We start from the raw sequence: 17,462 nt of genomic DNA on the forward strand, positions 1-17,462 counted from the left end.
GGGGTCGAAGCCTAGTGCGCCCGGCCGTGATCGTTGTGGCACCGGTCTGCGTCGTCGTTCTGACCAGCGCGAACTAGGCGGGACCGACGAACACCGGGTCGGTGCGTACCCAGAGCGCGGCCGCGACGACGACGGCCAGACAGATCACCGCGACCAGGCCCATCGCCACCCAGCCGATGCGCTGCGCCGACCGCAGGTCCCGCGCCGACAGCCAGCCGGGGACGAACAGGATGCCCAGCGCGCTGAGTGTGCCCGCCGCCAACCCGCCGAGGTGACCCCACAGCGAGATTCCCGGCAGCGAGAAGCTGATGAGCACGTTGACGCCGATCACCACCAGCATCGGGGTCGGGCTCTGTCGCAACCGGATCAGCGTCACCGTCACGGCGCCGAACAGGCCGTACACCGCGCCCGACGCGCCCGCGGTCATGGTGTACGGATCCGACAGCGCCATCACCGCCGCCGAACCGCCGAGCAGCGAGACCAGATACAGGCAGCCGTAGGTGACCCGGCCGAGCACCTGCTCGAGATCGCGGCCGACGACGTAGAGCGCGAACATGTTGACCAGCAGATGGATCGCGCCGTAGTGCAGGAACCCCGAACCGAGCACCCGCCACCACTCACCGTCGGCGACCAGCAGCGGGACCAGCACGAACTCGCCGAACACCGACGAACCCCGATGGTTCTGCATCGGGTTGCCCGCCTGCGCGGCGGTCACCAGGTAGACCAGGACATTGATCGCGATCAGCCCGTAGGTCACCATCGGTACCGGCGACGCGCCTGCTCGGGCGCCCGCGACGGTGCGCACCTGCCGCACGTCGCGCTGACCCTGCCGGACGCAGTCCACACAGTGCTGGCCGACGGCGGCCGAGCGTAGGCATTCGGGGCAGGCGGGGCGGCCGCAGCGAGTACACGCGAGGCCGGTCGGCCGGTCGGGGTGGCGGACGCACGTCTGTGCGGGCGGGTGTGACACATGGTCATCGTGCCATGAGTCACCGACACGAGTCGGGCTGTGAGAACGTCGTCGGTCGGCGGCTCGCCCACGTTCCCCGGCGACGGGAGACGATCTGTACCTCGGCGAGACGCACGGGTCGGCCGAGCGTGCGGCAGTCGCGGTGGGCGTGTCCGGTTTCGACCGGCCAGGCCGGGCTATGCGCTCCCCATGACGTCTCTGTGGTTGAACAACGCCGAAGTCCCCGCCCGGTTACGGCTGACCCCCGGTTCGCACTTCGACACCGTCGTCATCGGCGCGGGCATCGTCGGGTTGACGACCGCGCTGCTGCTGGCCCAGCGTGGCCGCGAGGTGGCGGTGATCGAGGCGAAGCGGGTCGGCGCGGGCACCACGGCCGCGTCGACGGCGAAAGTCTCGCTCCTGCAGGGCACCCGGGCGCAGACCATCGCCCGCAGGCACGGCATCGCGACCCTCTCGCGCTACGTCGCCGCCAATCTCGACGGCTTCGACTGGCTGCTGGATTTCTGCGCCGGACGCGACCTCGCCGTCGAGCGCGTGGCCGCCTACACCTATGCCCAGAACGAATCCGAGATGTCCGCCGTCCGGGCGGAATTCGAGGCGACGCGGTCGGCCGGACTGCCCACCGACCTCGTCGACGACGTCGACGTACCGTTCCCGCTCCACGGTGCCGTGCGGCTGCGCGAACAGGCCCAGCTCAACCCGATGGCCTTCCTGGCCGCCCTCGCCGCCGAAGTCGAGACCCAGGGCGGGTCGATCTTCGAATCGACGCGCGCACAACGGCTTCGCCACCACGACGGCCGGGTGGTGATCGGTACCGAACACGGCGAGGTGGACGCGAACAACGTCGTCGTCGCGACCGGAACACCGATCTTCGACCGGGGCGGCTACTTCGCCCGCGTCACCGCGCAGCGCTCCTATCTGGCCGCGTTCAAGGTGCCAGGACCGGTGCCGGAGGAGATGTACATCAGTGCGGGACAACCGATCCGGTCGCTGCGCCGCTACCCGGCCGACGACGTGCTCCTGGTCGGCGGCAGCGGCCACGAGGTCGGCCGCGAGGATTCCGCGGAGGCCCACGTGCAAGACCTACTCGACTGGACCGGCCGGTGGTTCCCGGGTGCGGAACTGCTGCACCGCTGGTCGGCGCAGGATTACCACCCCGTGGGCGAACTTCCCTACGTCGGCCCGCTCGTTCCCGGTCGCGAGGAAGTCCTCGTCGCCACCGGGTTCGCCAAGTGGGGTTTCACCAATGGTGCCGCCGCCGCGCTCGCCCTCGCGGGCCGCATCACCGGCGACGTTCCGAAATGGGCCGACACCCTGTCCGCCTGGCGGCTCGGCGAAGTCGCCTCTCTCCCGGCGGGCGCCCGCGCCAACGCGACCGTCGCCCGCTACCTGTCCACCGGCTGGCTGCATTTGCTCGGCGCCGACGAGCACAGCATTCCCCCGGAGGGCTGCGGCCGCGTCGAACGCCACGGGCTGCATCCCACCGCCGTGTCCACCGTCGACGGCGTCACCACCGAGATCTCCGCGATCTGCCCCCATCTGGGCGGCATCCTCCATTGGAACGACGCCGAACGCACCTGGGACTGCCCCCTGCACGGCTCCCGCTTCGAGCCCGACGGCGCTGTTATCGAAGGGCCGGCCACCCACCCGCTCTCTCCCCGCTGAGCTGGACAACCGATCACCACGCTCCGGTGGCGGCGTCTCGCGGAGCTTCCCGCAATCAGAGCGTGGTGATCGAGTGTCCAGACGGGTATGCGCTGGTCTCGGGGTTGCTCGCGGGGCGTGAGAGATCTGCCCGGGTGTGCGATGAGTCACCTCGCGGTCGGTGAACGGGTCGGTGGGTAGGGGCCGCACCTGGGGTTTTACGAAGGTCGTGCGGTGGTGTGACGTCTTCGTCGCAGGTCAGGGTGCCCTTGGCAAGGTGACCCTTATTAGATTTAGGGAAGTAATTCCGCCACACTGGTGTTGTGAAAACCGTGGGTTTGCGGACAGGCGTGGAAGGGACCGGTCGTAAGACGACCGGCGCCCGGTCGTCTGCTGTGCCCGCGCACGAGGGGCAGACCCGGGCGGCCATCGTCCAGTTGCTGCTCGAGCAGGGTCCGATCACCGCCACCGCCATCAGTGCCGAGCTCGGGCTCGCGCCCGCGGGGGTGCGCAGGCACCTCGACGCGCTGATCGACGCAGGTCAGGCGCGTGCGAGCCGGTCGGCGCCGTGGCAACAGAAGGGGCGCGGCAGGCCCGCCAAGCAATATCAGCTCACCGCGGCCGGACGCGGCAACCTCGGCCACGCCTACGACGACCTGGCAGGCGCCGCGATTCGTCAGCTCGGTGAGATCGGTGGCGACGAGGCGATCAGCGAGTTCGCCCGCAAACGGGTTCGCACGATCGTCGACGGCATCGAGCCGGTCGCCGAGCACAGTGCCCCCGTGATCGAGGCCAAGGTCGAGGAGATCGCCGAGGCGTTCGCCGACGCCGGTTTCGCCGCGACCACCCGCCAGGTGGGTGCCGGTGTGCAGATCTGCCAGCATCATTGCCCGGTGGCCCACGTGGCCGAGGAGTTCCCGCAGCTGTGCGCCGCCGAACTGGACGCTTTCCGCGACCTGCTCGGCACCCACGTGCAGCGACTTGCGACGATCGCCAACGGCGATTGCGCCTGCACCACCCATGTGCCGCTGGTCGCGGTGCCGAAAATCCCATCCGCCGCACAGCCCGCGGCGGGACGAACGAACGACTCCGGAAGGAGTGCCGAATGACGACGACCACCGACCAGGTGCAACCGCTGACCCAGGACGAGACCATCGCCTCGCTGGGTAACTACGGTTACGGCTGGGCCGATTCGGATGTGGCCGGTGCCAGTGCGCAACGCGGCCTGTCGGAGGCTGTCGTTCGCGACATCTCGGCCAAGAAGAACGAGCCCGAATGGATGCTCGACATCCGCCTCAAGGCGCTGCGCATCTTCGACCGCAAGCCCATGCCGAACTGGGGTTCCAACCTCGACGGCATCGACTTCGACAACATCAAGTACTTCGTGCGCTCGTCGGAGAAGCAGGCCGAGAGCTGGGAAGACCTGCCCGAGGACATCAAGAACACCTACGACAAGCTCGGCATCCCCGAGGCGGAGAAGCAGCGCCTCGTGTCCGGTGTCGCCGCGCAGTACGAGTCCGAGGTCGTCTACCACTCCATCCGCGAGGACCTGGAGTCCCAGGGCGTCATCTTCCTCGACACCGACACCGCGCTCAAGGAGCACCCGGAGATCTTCCAGGAGTACTTCGGCTCGGTGATCCCCGCTGGCGACAACAAGTTCTCCGCGCTCAACACCGCCGTGTGGTCGGGTGGCTCGTTCATCTACGTGCCGCCGGGCGTGCACGTCGACATCCCGCTGCAGGCCTACTTCCGGATCAACACCGAGAACATGGGCCAGTTCGAGCGGACGCTGATCATCGTCGACGAGGACGCCTACGTCCACTACGTCGAGGGCTGCACCGCGCCGATCTACAAGTCCGACTCGCTGCACTCCGCGGTCGTCGAGATCATCGTGAAGAAGGGCGGCCGCTGCCGCTACACGACCATCCAGAACTGGTCCAACAACGTCTACAACCTGGTCACCAAGCGGGCCAAGGCCGAGGCGGGCGCCACCATGGAGTGGGTCGACGGCAACATCGGCTCCAAGGTCACCATGAAGTACCCGGCAGTCTGGATGACCGGCGAGCACGCGCACGGCGAGGTCCTCTCCGTCGCGTTCGCCGGCCCCGGCCAGCACCAGGACACCGGCGCCAAGATGCTGCACCTGGCCCCGCACACCTCCTCGACCATCGTGTCGAAGTCGGTGGCGCGTGGCGGCGGTCGCGCGTCGTACCGCGGTCTGGTCCAGGTCAACAAGGGTGCCAACGGCTCCAAGTCGACGGTGAAGTGTGACGCGCTGCTCGTCGACACGATCAGCCGCTCCGACACCTACCCCTACGTCGACATCCGCGAGGACGACGTGACCATGGGCCACGAGGCCACGGTCTCCAAGGTGTCCGAGGATCAGCTGTTCTACCTGATGAGCCGCGGTCTCACCGAGGACGAGGCGATGGCCATGGTGGTGCGCGGCTTCGTGGAGCCCATCGCCAAGGAACTGCCGATGGAATACGCACTGGAACTGAACCGGCTCATCGAGCTGCAGATGGAAGGGGCCGTGGGCTGATGTCGACGCTCGAGACGCCGACCCAGAACCCGGGCGCGGGCGCCGCGGTCAACAAGGGCGAGGTGTTCACCTCGTTCGACGTGGACGCATTCGAGATCCCGTCGGGTCGTGACGAGGCGTGGCGGTTCACCCCGCTGCGCCGTCTGCGCGGCCTGCACGACGGTACGGCCGTGGCCGACGGTCAGGCGACCGTCGAGGTGAGCGAAGTCGCCGGTGTCACCGTGGAAACGGTCGACCGTACCGACGACCGGCTCGGTCAGGCCGGTACCCCGGCCGATCGCGTTGCCGCCCAGGCCTATTCGGGCTTCGAGACCGCGACTGTCATCACCGTTGGCAAGGAGACCGAGGTTTCCGACCCCGTCACCGTGACCGTCACCGGTCCCGGCGAGGGCAAGACCGCCTACGGTCACCTGCAGATCCGGCTGGACAACTTCGCCGTCGCCACGATCGTGCTCGATCAGCGCGGCAGCGGAACCTATGCCGAAAACGTCGAATTCGTGCTCGGTGACAGCGCCAAGCTCACCGTCGTCGCGGTCCAGGAATGGGCCGACGACGCCGTGCACGTCACCGCGCACCACCTGAAGCTGGGTCGTGACGCGAACCTGCGCCACGTGTCGGCGACCCTCGGCGGCGACCTGGTCCGGCTGTCGGGCACCGTCCGCTACGCCGGTCCCGGCGGCGAGGCCGAGCTGTTCGGTCTGTACTTCGCCGACGCGGGCCAGCACTTCGAGCAGCGGCTGCTGGTCGATCACGCTGAGCCCAACTGCAAGTCCAATGTGCTGTACAAGGGTGCGCTGCAGGGTGACCCGTCCTCGCCGAAGGGCGACGCCCGCACGGTCTGGATCGGCGATGTGCTGATCCGTGCCGCGGCCGAGGGCACCGACACCTACGAGGCGAACCGCAACCTGGTGCTCACCGACGGCGCCCGCGCCGATTCGGTGCCGAACCTGGAGATCGAGACCGGCGAGATCGCCGGTGCCGGACACGCCAGTGCCACCGGCCGCTTCGACGACGAGCAGCTGTTCTACCTGCGCGCTCGTGGCATCCCCGAGGATGTGGCCCGCCGCCTGGTCGTGCGTGGCTTCTTCTTCGAGATCATCCAGAAGGTCACGGTCCCCGAGGTCCGGGAGCGGCTCGAGGCGGCCATCGAGGCCGAACTCGCCACTGTCGGTATCTGACACCCACTTACTGCAACGAAGGATTCGAATTCGATGACCACCTTGGAAATCAAGGACCTGCACGCGGAGATCACCACGCCGGAAGGTGAGTCCAAGCAGATCCTCAACGGCGTGAACCTGACCGTGAAGTCGGGCGAGACGCACGCCATCATGGGCCCCAACGGCTCGGGCAAGTCCACGCTGTCCTACGTGATCGCGGGTCACCCCAAGTACACCGTCACCCAGGGCACCATCACCCTCGACGGCGAGAACGTGCTGGACATGTCGGTCGACGAGCGCGCCCGCGCCGGCCTGTTCCTGGCCATGCAGTACCCGGTCGAGGTCCCCGGTGTCTCGATGTCGAACTTCCTGCGCACCGCCGCCACCGCCGTGCGCGGTGAGGCGCCGAAGCTGCGCACCTGGGTCAAGGAAGTCAAGGAGTCGATGAAGGAGCTCGACATCGACTCGGCCTTCGCCGACCGCTCGGTGAACGAGGGCTTCTCCGGTGGCGAGAAGAAGCGCCACGAGGTCCTGCAGCTCGGCCTGCTCAAGCCGAAGATCGCGATCCTCGACGAGACCGACTCCGGCCTCGACGTCGACGCGCTGCGCATCGTCTCCGACGGCGTGAACCGCTACAAGGAGCGCGAGGACGGTGGCGTCCTGCTGATCACGCACTACACCCGCATCCTGCGCTACATCAAGCCCGACTTCGTGCACGTGTTCGTCAACGGCCGCATCGTCGCCGAGGGTGGCTCCGAGCTGGCCGAGGAACTCGACGCGAACGGGTACGTGCGCTTCACCTCCGCGACCACTGGAGCCTGACAACCATGACCGCTGTGTCCGTCCCGGGGTCGGCCCTCGACGTGGCCCGCATCCGGGCCGACTTCCCCATCCTGCACCGCACGGTGCGGGACGGGAAACCGTTGGTGTACCTGGATTCCGGTGCCACCTCGCAGCGCCCGCTGCAGGTGCTCGACGCCGAGCGCGACTTCCTGCTCACCCGCAACTCGGCGGTGCACCGCGGCGCGCACCAGCTCGCCGAGGAGGCCACCGACTCCTATGAGGACGCGCGGGAGGTCATCGCGCGCTTCGTCGGTGCCGACGCGGGCGAGATCGTGTTCACCAAGAACGCGACCGAGTCGCTGAACCTGGTGGCCAACGCCTTCGGTGACGACCGGTTCCCGTACCAGGTCGGACCCGGCGACGAGATCGTGATCACCGAGCTCGAACACCACGCGAATCTCGTGCCGTGGCAGGAACTCGCGCGCCGCACCGGTGCCACGCTCAAGTGGTACGGGGTGACCGACGACGGACGCATCGACCTGGATTCGCTCGAACTGTCGCCCGCGACAAAGGTTCTCGCGTTCACCCACCAGTCCAACGTCACCGGTGCGGTGGCTCCGGTGGCCGAATTGGTCCGGCGGGCAAAGGAAGTCGGCGCGCTGGTCGTGCTCGACGCCTGCCAGTCGGTACCGCATCTCGGGGTGGACTTCCGTGAGCTCGGCGTCGATTTCGCCGCGTTCTCGGGTCACAAGATGTTCGGCCCGATGGGTGTGGGTGGCCTGTACGGCCGTCGGGCGCTGCTCGAGGAGACCCCGCCGTACATCACGGGCGGGTCGATGATCGAGACCGTCACCATGGAGAAGACCACCTACGCGCCGCCGCCGCAGCGCTTCGAGGCGGGCACCCCGATGACCTCGCAGGTCGTCGGTCTGGCCGCCGCGGTGCGGTATCTCGAGGATCTCGGCATGGACGCGATCGCCGCGCACGAACACGCGCTCACCGGTGCCGCGCTCGAGGGTCTGGGCGCCATCGAGGGTGTGCGCATCATCGGGCCCACCGAGAACGTGGATCGCGGTGGCGCGGTGTCGTTCGTCGTCGACGGGGTACACGCCCACGACGTGGGTCAGATCCTCGACGACCAGGGTGTCGCCATCCGGGTCGGGCACCACTGCGCGTGGCCGCTGCACCGCCGCTTCGGAGTCGCGGCGACCGCGCGGGCGTCCTTCGCCGCCTACAACACGCTCGACGAGGTCGACGCACTGGTCACGGCCGTGCGGAAGGCTCAGACCTTCTTCGGAGTTGCATAGAACATGCGCATGGAGCAGATGTACCAGGAAGTGATCCTGGACCACTACAAGCACCCGCACCACCGCGGGCTGCGGGAACCGTTCGGTGCCCAGGTGCACCACGTGAACCCCACCTGCGGTGACGAGGTGACCCTGCGCGTGCACATCGACGACGCGGGCGAGGTCGCCGATGTCTCCTACGACGGTCAGGGCTGCTCGATCAGCCAGGCCGCCACCTCGATCCTCACCGATCAGGTGATCGGCCTGCCGGTGCAGCAGGCTTTGAAGGTGGTCGACTCCTACAGCGAGATGATCTCGAGCCGAGGCACCGTCGAGGGCGACGAGGACATGATCGGCGACGGCATCGCCCTCGCCGGTGTCGCCAAGTACCCCGCGCGCGTGAAGTGCGCACTGCTGGGGTGGATGGCGTTCAAGGACGCCGTCGTGCAGATCGCCTCGGCCGAAGATGCCAAGCCTGCCATGGGAAATGGGGATGCGTGATGAGTGAGACCAAGGCTGACGAAGCCACGACCGAAACTGCCGCGCCCACTCCCGAAGCGGAGTTGACGCCCGAGCAGATCCAGCACATCGCAGATCTGGAAGAGGCCATGCGCGATGTGGTCGACCCCGAACTCGGGATCAACGTCGTCGACCTCGGCCTCGTCTACGGCATGTCCGTCGACGACGCCAACATCTGCACCCTCGACATGACGCTCACCTCGGCGGCCTGCCCGCTGACCGACGTCATCGAGGACCAGTCCCGCAACGCCCTGGTGCGCAGCGGCCTGGTCGAGGACCTGAAGATCAACTGGGTCTGGATGCCCCCGTGGGGTCCGGACAAGATCACCGACGACGGCCGCGAACAGCTGCGCGCCCTCGGATTCACGGTCTAGACAACACTTTTCGCCGCAGGCCCGGACCCCGCGTGGGTGCCGGGCCTGCGGCGTTTTCGCGTCCGTGTTGAAACGTGAAGTGCATCACTCCGATTGGCGGCCGCTGGTCCGAAGTGGTCCACTTGTCGGTTCCGCGATCGCGGAACTGTGTGTCAGAGGAGAACTTTCGGATGAGTTTCATGGGTAAGGCCGGCTTCGCCGTCGCGGCGCTCGGTCTTGCGGCCGGCTCGGTGTTCGGTGCCGGCGCCGCGAACGCGCAGAGCATGTTCGGCGCGATCGCTTTCAGTACGACCGATTGGACCTACGGATCGAGCAGCAGCTGGCCGAGCGAGCAAGAGGCGCGCGAGCAGGCGATCGCGAGCTGCGGCACCAACGGCGCCGCCGACTGCAAGGTCATGATCTCGTGGGCGAACGGCTGCGGCACACTGGTCGTCAGCGACGACGGCGTGGCGGCGGCCTCGGGGCGCACCGCGGCCGAGGCGACGCGCGCGGCGTTCGAGCGGCTCTCCGAGCTCACCCCGACCGCCCAGCTCGCGAACTTCGGGTCCTCGGACCTGAGTGGTGCCAAGGTCGCCCGCGTGGTCTGCACCGCCAACGCGCGCTGATCGACGCAAAGACGCGGGCCCGGACCCTCTCTCAGGATCCGGGCCCGTCGTTTTCTCCGTCGGTGATACACCGAAGCCGGTGATGTGAGATTTCGCGTTTCGGTTGGCCTTTCGCGCGAATTGCATGATGATCTGGAAAGTTCCGGACTTCCGGAACTGCTTCCAGAGGAGAACATTCGAATGAGTTTCATGAGTAAGGCCGGCTTCGCCGTTGTGGCACTCGGCCTTGCGGCCGGTTCGGTGCTGGGTGCCGGTTCGGCGAGCGCGGCGGGTGACCAGTGGGGCGCCATGGCCGTGGACGCCGACTGGTCGAACTACGGCCGTTCGGTCGACTATCCCACCCGCGCCGAGGCCGAGGCCGCCGCACTGGATCAGTGCGGCGCGGACGGCTGCGCCATCGAGGTGTCCTGGGTGAACGGCTGCCTGGCCCTGGTGGAGAACGAGCAGTACATCGCCTGGGGCAAGGGCTCGAACCGTGCCGAAGCCGAGCGGGAGGCCTACCTCGCGCTCACCGAGGGCACCCCGCAGAACCTGCTCGTCAACCTCGGCTCGTCGCAGATGGCGGGCGGCACCGTGCTCGAAACGGTGTGCACCACCAACGCGAGCTGAACGCCGTAGCGATCGAGCCCGGATCTCCGAGTGGATCCGGGCTCTTTTGCGTCGACACTTTTACCCCTGGAGTTGGCTATTACCGAACTTTCGATGATGATCTGGAAGGTTCCGGACTTCCGGAACCGTTTCCAGAGGAGAACATTTGAATGAGTTTCATGAGTAAGGCCGGCTTCGCCGTTGTGGCACTCGGCCTTGCGGCCGGTTCGGTGCTGGGCGCCGGCTCGGCGAGCGCCGCGGGTGACCAGTGGGCGTCGGTCGCGTTGAGCGACAACGAGGCCATCTACGGCATCAGTGTGAACGAGGGCAGCGCCGAGGCCGCCATCGCCGCGGCGATCGCCGACTGCCACCTGGCCGACTGCAACGAGGTCATGACCTGGGCCAACGGCTGCGGCGTTCTGGTCCAGAGCAACGACGGCCTCGCGTGGGCGTCCGGCCCCACCCGGGCCGATGCCGAGCGCACGGCCTACGAGAGCCTGACCGAGCTGACCCCGACCGCCATGCTGGCCAACACCGGTTCGGCCAACCTGAGCGGCGCCCACGTCGTCGACGCGATCTGCACCGCCAACGCGCGCTGATCGACACGCAACACCGGGCCCGGATCCTCTCGCGGGATCCGGGCCCGTCGCGTTATCGGGCCGCTTCTGCCTCGAGTGCCGAGGCGATCCAGGCGCCGATCATGTCGGCGGTCTGGTCGATCACCACATCGCGGTCCAGGCCCTCGTCTTCCATTTCCACCGACCGCAGCGCCGTGGCGAAACCGGCGTTGAGCACCACGAACGCCATCGTGTCGATATCGATGGTCTTGGTCGGGCCGAGCAGGTGGATCAGATACAGCTTGATGATCATGCGCAGCCGCGGCTCGAATTCGGGGATACCGCTGCCGTAGAAGTGCAGATCGGCGACGAGTGCCCGGACCAGGGGCCCGTTGGCGACGAGAATCTGCACGGCGGTGCGGATCACCTCGGCCACCGAATCGCGCGGTGTCTTGTCCGCGGCGACGGTGAGGAACTTGCTGTATCGGTCCTCCACCTGCAGAAACAGGCTGTCGGTCAGCTCTTTCACGATCTCGTCGCGGTCGTTGAAATACCGGTAGAGCGTGCCGATGCTGATGCCCGCCTCGCTGGCGATCCGGTTGGTCGAGGTGTTGCCGATGCCGCGGGTGCCGAAAAGGTGAGCGGATACCTCCAGAATGCGCGCCCGCGTCTCCCGTGCCCGATCCTGTTTCGGACGTTTGCGCTGCTTATCGGCTTGTGGGGGCATCGGTGCACCTCGCGGGAAAGAGGAGTAGAAGGTGAGCGGTTACTCACCCTACAGTCATGTCACGAACAAGACCTCGGTGTCGGCCATCACGTTGGGACAGGTACCGGGGAAGCAGCACCGAACGGTGTGAACGAGGAGGAGTCGACGATGACGATCCCAGTGGACAGGGGGCTGACATCCACGCTGGTCACCCATTTCGTGAACAACGTGGCGACCTGCCGGACGTTGCCCGGTGACGCGATCTCCGGCGAGGTGACCTCGGTGACGAGGATGTGCCTCGAGATCTGCGCCGGGTTGCTCGACGGGCGCGACGAGGAGGCCAAGCTGCACCGGCTCGCGGTCGCGGCGTCGGGGTGGGCGCGCGAGGGCGTGCCCATCGACACGATCCTGCACGCGCTGCACGAGGGTTTCCGGATCGGTTTCGACGCGGCCTGCGCCGGGATGAGCCTGCCCGACGAGTTCCGCAGGCTGATCGCCATCTCGGATGTCCTGTGCACCACCGTGACTCGCGCCTACATCCGCGAGCACCGCGAGATCGCCGGTGAGCACCACACCGCCGTGCACACGCTCACCTCCGCCCTGCTCGCCGGTCAGCCGACCATCACGATGGCCCGCGAGTGCGGGATCTCGGTGGCCGAATCGTATGCGGTACTCGCCCTTTCGATCGGGGAGCATCCCGACGAGCACGATGCCCGGCTGAACTCCTCGGTGGTCGCGCGGCGCAAGCTGCGCCGAGTGCAGGCCGCGCTGGCGCACCGGTGCGGGGAGCAGGCGCTGTCGCTGCTGTCGGTCGACGGTGGCACGCTGCTCATTCCGGCCGACCTGCTCGCCGACGATCAGCTCGACGGCCTCGTCGAGGCCCTGTCGCGGGCCGCCCGCGTGGATGTGACCGCAGCGCTGGTGACTTCGCCCGCGGCCGAGATCCCCGACGCGGCGCAGCGCGCTCACGAACTGCTCGACATGGTGGAGCGGCTCGATTGCGAACCCGGCCTGTACCGCTTCGGCGATCTGGCGCTGGAATACCAGCTCACCCGGCCAGGTCCCGGCCGCGCCCGGCTCGGTGAACTGCTCGCCCCGCTGGACAAGCACCCCGAGCTGTACGAAACGCTGCGCGTGCACATCGCCAACAACATGAACCGGCAGCGCACAGCCCGCCTGCTGCACATCCACACCAACACCGTCGACTACCGGCTGCGGCGCGTCGCCCAGCTCACCGGGCTCGACCCGGCGCAGGCCTCGGGGCTGTGGCAATTGAGGTCGGCGATGATCGCCCGCAGCTTCCACACCGGTCCGAGAGTGCCCACCGAGCAGGTGGCCTCGACCGGTCTCGGCGGCCCGGTGGGGACCAGCGGCCCGCGCCGGGCCCGGCACGACGCCGAGGTCTGTCCCACACCGGGACTCGGGGGCGTGCGCTCGGCCTAGCTCCGGGCACCGGGTGATTCAGCGGCGCAACACCTTCCGGGCCAGCCAGTTGCCGAGGAACTGGACGGCCTGGACGCCGGCGATGATGATCAGGACGGCGACGAAGGTGACCTCCCATCGGAACTGCTGGTAGCCGTACACGATGGCGAAGTCGCCCAGTCCGCCGCCGCCGACGGTGCCCGCCATGGCGGAGATGTCGACGATCGCGATCACCACGAAGGTGTAGCCGAGGATCAGTGGGCCGAGCGCCTCCGGGATCAGCAGCGTGAGGATGATGCGCAGCGGGCCCGCACCCGCCGCGCGGGCCGCTTCGATGACCCCGGGGTCGACGGTGACCAGGTTCTGTTCCACGATGCGGGCGATGCCGAACGAGGCGGCCACGATCATCACGAACAGCGCGGCCTCGGAGCCGATGGTGGTGCCGACCACCTCGAGGGTGACCGGGCCGAGTGCGGCCAGCAGGATGATGAACGGAATCGGGCGCACCACGTTCACGATCACATTGAGCACCAGGTGGATCGGGGTGTTGGCGAGCAGGCCGCCCTTGCGGGTGGTGTAGAGCGCGGTGCCGAGCGCCAGGCCGATCAGGCCCGCCACGACGAACGTCACGCCGACCAGGTAGACGGTCGTCCCGATGGATTCGAACAGGATGGGGCGCAGTTTCTCCCAGTCGGTGTCCATCTCAGCGCTTCCGTTCCAGATCGGCGACGACGCGATCCACCGCGTCGTCGGGTCCGTGCAAGGCCAGGGTGAGGCTGCCGAAGGTCTTGTCCTGCAGCGTGCTCACGCCGCCGTAGACGATCTCGAAGCGCACATCGGCGGCGGTCGCGGCGGCCAGCGCCGCACCGATGCCACTGTGGTCGTCGACGTCGACGGTGACCAGCCTGCCGCCGTGCAACTCCCGCAGCCGGTCCAGTTCGCGGGCATCAGGCCGGTTGTGCAGCACGGTGCCGACGAACGACCGCGTCGACTCGGCCCTCGGCGCCGCGAAAACATCGAAGGTGGACGCCAATTCGACGATCCGGCCCTCGGCGAGCACCGCGACCCGGTCGGCGACCGCGCGGATCACATCCATCTCGTGGGTGATCACCACGATGGTCACCCCGAGTTCGGCGTTGACCTTCTTCAGCAGTCGCAGCACCTCACCGGTGGTTTCCGGGTCGAGCGCGGAGGTCGCCTCGTCGGCGAGCAGCAGCGACGGGGACGTGGCCAGCGCCCTGGCGATTCCCACGCGCTGCTTCTGCCCACCCGAGAGCTGATCGGGATAGGCACGGGCCTTGTCGGTGAGACCGACGAATTCCAGCAGTTCTGCTACCCGCGCCTTGCGTTCGGCGCGCTTCCAGCCCGCCACCTTCAGCGGGTACTCCACATTGCCCGCGGCCGTGCGCGATCGGAAGAGGTTGAACTGCTGGAACACCATGCCGATATCGCGGCGCAGCGTACGCACGGCCGACTCCGGCACCCCGGTGATCGGGGTGCCGGAGATCGTGACGGTGCCCGATGTCGGCTTCTCCAGGGCATTGATCAACCGCACCAGGGTGGACTTGCCCGCACCGGAATAGCCGATCACCCCGAAGATCTCACCGTGCTCGATGCGCAGATCGATACCGTCGAGAGCGACGTGCTCGTCCGCGCCGCTGCCGAATACCTTGGTGACCGAACGGAATTCGACAGCGGCGGCGGAACTCACCTGTTCGCCCGGATGCCCTGCTGCACCCGGTCGAGGATCTGTTCGAGCTCGGCGCCCGGTCGCGTCACGGCGACCGCGGTGTTCTTGGTGACCTCGGCATGGGCGGCGGCCACGGCCGGGTCCTTCCAGATCTCGACCAGCTTCAGATAGGTCGGGTCGGTCTTGTCCTCCGCGCGGGTGACGATCACATTGATGTAGGGCTCGGCGGCCGGATTCTTCGGATCGTCCTTGTACAGCGCCGAATGCGGGTCGATGCCGGAGCGCTCGAGGAAGGTGTTGTTGATCACCGAACCGTCCACCGAGGCCAGCGACAGGGCGGTCTGCGCGGCGTCGACCGGGGTCACCTTCACCTTGGACGCGCCCTTGTCGATATCGGCCGGTGTGGGCTGAGCCGAGGTGCCCGTGAGTTTCAGCAACCCGGCGGCCTGCAGTACGAACAGGGCACGGGCCTGGTTGGTCGGATCGTTGGGGATCGCGATCTCACCGCCCTGCGGGATGTCGGCCACCGCCTTGTGCTTCTTGGAGTACAGGCCCAGCGGCACGATGTAGGTCGAACCGATCGGGGTCAGCGTGTCCGAGCTCGCCACGTTGTACTGGCCGAGGAACTGCAGGTGCTGGAAGAGATTGACGTCGATCTGCTTCTGCGACAGCGCCGCGTTGGGCTGCTGGTAATCGGAGAAGTTGGTGATCTCGAGCGTGATGCCCTGCTCCGCGGCCTTCTGCTCGAACACATCCCAGGCCTTGTCCTTGTCGGTGGTGCCGATCCGGACGACAGTGCCCGATTCCGCGTCGCCCGAGCCGCATGCCGTGAGGGTCAGGGCAGCGGTTGCCATGAGGACCGGGATCGCCAGTACCCGACGGAATTTCACTTGTACTCCCGAATTGCTCGCCATTGATGAACTCGGTCATCCAAGCCGCGCCCGACCCTCCCCGACAACGGTTCGAATTGCCTCGAGCCAAACCCTCACCAATAGTTGGACGTCCGTCTAACTTGCGGGCCTTGCGAGGCATGGGCCTCCTGCTCGGCGCGCTCGGTGCCACCACGAAAAGCCCTTGGCACGTAGCTCGGGCGCCTATATAGTTCATCTGACCAAAACTAGAGACGGGGTGGACCGTGCGATCGGTCGAAGAATTGTGTGCGGCAGTCGAGCGGGGAGACATGCCGAAATACCTGCTGTTCTGATTGTCGTGGCGGGCAGTGTGGCCAAGTTCGGATCGGATGCGGGGTTGCGGTCGTATCTGGCGGGCACGGCGGGGCGGGTGCTCGTGGAGGCGAGTCCGATGGACCGGGTGTGGGGGATCGGGCTGTCGGCGACCGACGAGCGGGCGGGTGATCCGGTGCGATGGCGGGGGCTGAATCTGCTGGGGTTCGCGTTGATGCGGGCGCGCGAGGAACTCGCTGGGTAGAGCTATTCGGGAAAGGTATTTCTCGGTGCGGCTGTGGGCGTTCATGATTGGGGGTGGTCCCGGTCTGGGACCGAACTTTCGACGGGGAGAATTCTGATGTCTGTTGTGGGCAAGTACGCCCTCGGTGTGGCCGCCGTATCCGCGGTGGCCGCGTTCACGGTGGTCGCCGCGGGTCCGGCCGCCGCCGGTGCCAGCGGTGTGGCGATCGCCGAAGCGCCCGGTTACACCGCCGTGTCACGTGATGGCGGTTTCCAGGCCGCCGCCGGTGACCTCTACGGCGCGCTCGCGCTGTCGTCGGAGGAGGCCGTGGTGGCGTCCGCGGTGAACTACGGCAGCTGGGCCGACGCCCAGCACGCCGCGCTCGCCGAATGCGGTGTGTGGGACTGCCAGGTGGTCGTCTCGTTCCGCAACGCCTGCGGTGCGGTGGCCCAGGGCGCCGACTACCGGTTCGGCTGGTCGTGGGACCACTCGCTGGCCGCCGCCGAGCGTTCGGCGGTGGATGTGCTCGGTCTGAGCGCCCCGCCGTTCCCCGACCTGGGCTCGGCGTCGCCGCGTCCCGCGCGGGTCATCCTGTCCGCCTGCACGGCGAACGTCTGACGCATTCCTCGACAAGGGGCGCGAACCGAAGGGTTCGCGCCCCTTCTCATCGTCGCGGGTGGTCGAGCGACAGACGGCCGCGCCGGACGAGGTCGTGTTTGGCGATCGGCGGCAGCGGGTCGTCGCCCGGCGTCTCGGGATTGGTGCGCACCAGCAGGGTGACCGTCGCGGCGGGCACGAAACCGCTGCGCCGCATCAGCGCCGCCGAGGCGCCGTTGCGCTCCTCCACGTCGGTGACGATGTGCTGGGCACCGCGCGCGAACAACGCCTCCGAGCAGACGTCGACCAACCGCCGGGCGATGCCGTGCCCCTGCATATCCGGCGCCACCGCGATCCACTCGAGGTAGGCCCAGTCGTCACGGTGCTCGAACTCCATCGAACCGAGCACGAACCCGACCACCCGATCGGAGTCCAGGGCCACCCAGCAGGCGTTGTCGGGGCTGTCCAGATGCTCGGCGACGGCCGTCAGCGACCAGGACGTATACGGCTTGGTCGTCGTGTCGAAAACCTGATGCCCGAGGTCGAGGACCTGACGCAGGTGCCCAAGACCCATCGGTACGACGACGATCGCTCGATCCATGGGGCCAGTGTGCC

General features: G+C 67.7%; 20 protein-coding genes. 14 read left to right on the forward strand and 6 right to left on the reverse strand.

Translation table 11 applies throughout. The features are described 5' to 3' along the window. Positions 1 to 73: 73 nt before the first annotated feature. Complete coding sequence (locus ACWEVR_RS05050) at positions 74 to 970, reverse strand: rhomboid family intramembrane serine protease (RefSeq protein ID WP_452465887.1); 897 nt, start codon at positions 968 to 970, stop codon at positions 74 to 76. Positions 971 to 1,159: 189 nt separating this feature from the next. On the opposite strand from ACWEVR_RS05050, the gene ACWEVR_RS05055 reads away from it, so the two are divergent. The 11 genes from ACWEVR_RS05055 to ACWEVR_RS05105 all read left to right on the forward strand — a co-directional run bounded on the left by ACWEVR_RS05055 (position 1,160) and on the right by ACWEVR_RS05105 (position 11,067). Next, positions 1,160 to 2,635 (forward strand): FAD-dependent oxidoreductase, encoded by a 1,476-nt coding sequence (locus ACWEVR_RS05055; RefSeq protein ID WP_452465888.1) that lies wholly within the window; start codon positions 1,160 to 1,162, stop codon positions 2,633 to 2,635. Between the two features lie 311 nt (positions 2,636 to 2,946). After that, the gene (locus ACWEVR_RS05060; RefSeq protein ID WP_452466153.1) at positions 2,947 to 3,723 is read left to right on the forward strand and encodes a helix-turn-helix transcriptional regulator; all 777 of its coding nucleotides are present in this window, start codon (positions 2,947 to 2,949) and stop codon (positions 3,721 to 3,723) included. Continuing rightward, positions 3,720 to 5,156 (forward strand): Fe-S cluster assembly protein SufB, encoded by a 1,437-nt coding sequence (sufB, locus tag ACWEVR_RS05065; RefSeq protein ID WP_452465889.1) that lies wholly within the window; start codon positions 3,720 to 3,722, stop codon positions 5,154 to 5,156. Before ACWEVR_RS05060 ends, sufB begins: the two co-directional genes overlap by 4 nt. Then, positions 5,156 to 6,334, forward strand: coding sequence for a Fe-S cluster assembly protein SufD (gene sufD, locus ACWEVR_RS05070; protein WP_452465890.1), 1,179 nt, complete (start codon positions 5,156 to 5,158; stop codon positions 6,332 to 6,334). The genes sufB and sufD overlap by 1 nt, the downstream gene beginning before the upstream one ends. 33 nt (positions 6,335 to 6,367) lie before the next feature. Next, entirely contained in the window at positions 6,368 to 7,135 is a 768-nt protein-coding gene (gene sufC / locus ACWEVR_RS05075) for a Fe-S cluster assembly ATPase SufC (RefSeq protein WP_067636002.1), read from the forward strand. Positions 7,136 to 7,140: 5 nt separating this feature from the next. Continuing rightward, positions 7,141 to 8,403, forward strand: coding sequence for a cysteine desulfurase (locus ACWEVR_RS05080; protein WP_452465891.1), 1,263 nt, complete (start codon positions 7,141 to 7,143; stop codon positions 8,401 to 8,403). Positions 8,404 to 8,406: 3 nt separating this feature from the next. Further along, the gene (gene sufU / locus ACWEVR_RS05085; protein WP_067636000.1) at positions 8,407 to 8,883 is read left to right on the forward strand and encodes a Fe-S cluster assembly sulfur transfer protein SufU; all 477 of its coding nucleotides are present in this window, start codon (positions 8,407 to 8,409) and stop codon (positions 8,881 to 8,883) included. After that, positions 8,883 to 9,275, forward strand: coding sequence for a metal-sulfur cluster assembly factor (locus ACWEVR_RS05090; RefSeq protein WP_067493905.1), 393 nt, complete (start codon positions 8,883 to 8,885; stop codon positions 9,273 to 9,275). Before sufU ends, ACWEVR_RS05090 begins: the two co-directional genes overlap by 1 nt. A 170-nt stretch (positions 9,276 to 9,445) precedes the next feature. Continuing rightward, positions 9,446 to 9,880 (forward strand): DUF4189 domain-containing protein, encoded by a 435-nt coding sequence (locus tag ACWEVR_RS05095; RefSeq protein ID WP_181698061.1) that lies wholly within the window; start codon positions 9,446 to 9,448, stop codon positions 9,878 to 9,880. 180 nt (positions 9,881 to 10,060) lie between these two features. After that, entirely contained in the window at positions 10,061 to 10,489 is a 429-nt protein-coding gene (locus ACWEVR_RS05100) for a DUF4189 domain-containing protein (RefSeq protein WP_452465892.1), read from the forward strand. Positions 10,490 to 10,638: 149 nt separating this feature from the next. After that, a complete protein-coding gene (locus ACWEVR_RS05105; protein WP_067635991.1) occupies positions 10,639 to 11,067 on the forward strand; it encodes a DUF4189 domain-containing protein in 429 nt (142 codons plus the stop codon). Positions 11,068 to 11,119: 52 nt separating this feature from the next. On the opposite strand, the gene ACWEVR_RS05110 is transcribed toward ACWEVR_RS05105, so the two are convergent. Then, positions 11,120 to 11,752 carry a TetR/AcrR family transcriptional regulator gene (locus ACWEVR_RS05110; RefSeq protein ID WP_452465893.1) on the reverse strand — a complete coding sequence of 211 codons (633 nt, stop codon included), beginning with the start codon at positions 11,750 to 11,752 and terminating at the stop codon, positions 11,120 to 11,122. Positions 11,753 to 11,899: 147 nt separating this feature from the next. Here ACWEVR_RS05110 and ACWEVR_RS05115 point away from each other — a divergent pair, with 147 nt between their 5' ends. Further along, positions 11,900 to 13,174, forward strand: coding sequence for a PucR family transcriptional regulator (locus ACWEVR_RS05115; protein WP_452465894.1), 1,275 nt, complete (start codon positions 11,900 to 11,902; stop codon positions 13,172 to 13,174). 18 nt (positions 13,175 to 13,192) lie between these two features. On the opposite strand, the gene ACWEVR_RS05120 is transcribed toward ACWEVR_RS05115, so the two are convergent. The 3 genes from ACWEVR_RS05120 to ACWEVR_RS05130 are packed head-to-tail and all read right to left on the reverse strand — an operon-like array spanning position 13,193 to position 15,697. Further along, entirely contained in the window at positions 13,193 to 13,855 is a 663-nt protein-coding gene (locus ACWEVR_RS05120; protein WP_452465895.1) for a methionine ABC transporter permease, read from the reverse strand. 1 nt (position 13,856) lies between these two features. Further along, positions 13,857 to 14,864, reverse strand: a complete 1,008-nt coding sequence (locus ACWEVR_RS05125) for a methionine ABC transporter ATP-binding protein (RefSeq protein WP_452465896.1) — start codon at positions 14,862 to 14,864, stop codon at positions 13,857 to 13,859. After that, positions 14,861 to 15,697: a MetQ/NlpA family ABC transporter substrate-binding protein gene (locus tag ACWEVR_RS05130; protein WP_452466154.1), complete on the reverse strand. Its 837-nt coding sequence runs from the start codon at positions 15,695 to 15,697 to the stop codon at positions 14,861 to 14,863. Before ACWEVR_RS05130 ends, ACWEVR_RS05125 begins: the two co-directional genes overlap by 4 nt. Before the next feature lie 355 nt (positions 15,698 to 16,052). Here ACWEVR_RS05130 and ACWEVR_RS05135 point away from each other — a divergent pair, with 355 nt between their 5' ends. After that, complete coding sequence (locus tag ACWEVR_RS05135; RefSeq protein WP_452465897.1) at positions 16,053 to 16,271, forward strand: NADAR domain-containing protein; 219 nt, start codon at positions 16,053 to 16,055, stop codon at positions 16,269 to 16,271. Positions 16,272 to 16,367: 96 nt separating this feature from the next. Then, the gene (locus ACWEVR_RS05140; protein ID WP_452465898.1) at positions 16,368 to 16,868 is read left to right on the forward strand and encodes a DUF4189 domain-containing protein; all 501 of its coding nucleotides are present in this window, start codon (positions 16,368 to 16,370) and stop codon (positions 16,866 to 16,868) included. A 46-nt stretch (positions 16,869 to 16,914) separates the two neighbouring features. Here the strand turns inward: ACWEVR_RS05140 and ACWEVR_RS05145 are convergent, their stop codons facing one another. Next, positions 16,915 to 17,448 carry a GNAT family N-acetyltransferase gene (locus ACWEVR_RS05145; protein WP_452465899.1) on the reverse strand — a complete coding sequence of 178 codons (534 nt, stop codon included), beginning with the start codon at positions 17,446 to 17,448 and terminating at the stop codon, positions 16,915 to 16,917. Positions 17,449 to 17,462 lie beyond the last annotated feature (14 nt).

This window comes from Nocardia sp. NPDC003979 (assembly GCF_053605015.1).

What these genes read in the sequence shown, in the direction of transcription:
- ACWEVR_RS05055 (WP_452465888.1), top strand. Translation starts at nt 1,160, where the DNA reads ATGACGTCTCTGTGGTTGAACAACGCCGAAGTCCCCGCCCGGTTACGG.
- sufB (WP_452465889.1), top strand. Translation starts at nt 3,720, where the DNA reads ATGACGACGACCACCGACCAGGTGCAACCGCTGACCCAGGACGAGACC.
- sufD (WP_452465890.1), top strand. Translation starts at nt 5,156, where the DNA reads ATGTCGACGCTCGAGACGCCGACCCAGAACCCGGGCGCGGGCGCCGCG.
- sufC (WP_067636002.1), top strand. Translation starts at nt 6,368, where the DNA reads ATGACCACCTTGGAAATCAAGGACCTGCACGCGGAGATCACCACGCCG.
- ACWEVR_RS05080 (WP_452465891.1), top strand. Translation starts at nt 7,141, where the DNA reads ATGACCGCTGTGTCCGTCCCGGGGTCGGCCCTCGACGTGGCCCGCATC.
- sufU (WP_067636000.1), top strand. Translation starts at nt 8,407, where the DNA reads ATGCGCATGGAGCAGATGTACCAGGAAGTGATCCTGGACCACTACAAG.
- ACWEVR_RS05090 (WP_067493905.1), top strand. Translation starts at nt 8,883, where the DNA reads ATGAGTGAGACCAAGGCTGACGAAGCCACGACCGAAACTGCCGCGCCC.
- ACWEVR_RS05095 (WP_181698061.1), top strand. Translation starts at nt 9,446, where the DNA reads ATGAGTTTCATGGGTAAGGCCGGCTTCGCCGTCGCGGCGCTCGGTCTT.
- ACWEVR_RS05100 (WP_452465892.1), top strand. Translation starts at nt 10,061, where the DNA reads ATGAGTTTCATGAGTAAGGCCGGCTTCGCCGTTGTGGCACTCGGCCTT.
- ACWEVR_RS05105 (WP_067635991.1), top strand. Translation starts at nt 10,639, where the DNA reads ATGAGTTTCATGAGTAAGGCCGGCTTCGCCGTTGTGGCACTCGGCCTT.
- ACWEVR_RS05110 (WP_452465893.1), bottom strand. Translation starts at nt 11,752, where the DNA reads ATGCCCCCACAAGCCGATAAGCAGCGCAAACGTCCGAAACAGGATCGG.
- ACWEVR_RS05115 (WP_452465894.1), top strand. Translation starts at nt 11,900, where the DNA reads ATGACGATCCCAGTGGACAGGGGGCTGACATCCACGCTGGTCACCCAT.
- ACWEVR_RS05120 (WP_452465895.1), bottom strand. Translation starts at nt 13,855, where the DNA reads ATGGACACCGACTGGGAGAAACTGCGCCCCATCCTGTTCGAATCCATC.
- ACWEVR_RS05130 (WP_452466154.1), bottom strand. Translation starts at nt 15,697, where the DNA reads ATGGCAACCGCTGCCCTGACCCTCACGGCATGCGGCTCGGGCGACGCG.
- ACWEVR_RS05140 (WP_452465898.1), top strand. Translation starts at nt 16,368, where the DNA reads ATGTCTGTTGTGGGCAAGTACGCCCTCGGTGTGGCCGCCGTATCCGCG.
- ACWEVR_RS05145 (WP_452465899.1), bottom strand. Translation starts at nt 17,448, where the DNA reads ATGGATCGAGCGATCGTCGTCGTACCGATGGGTCTTGGGCACCTGCGT.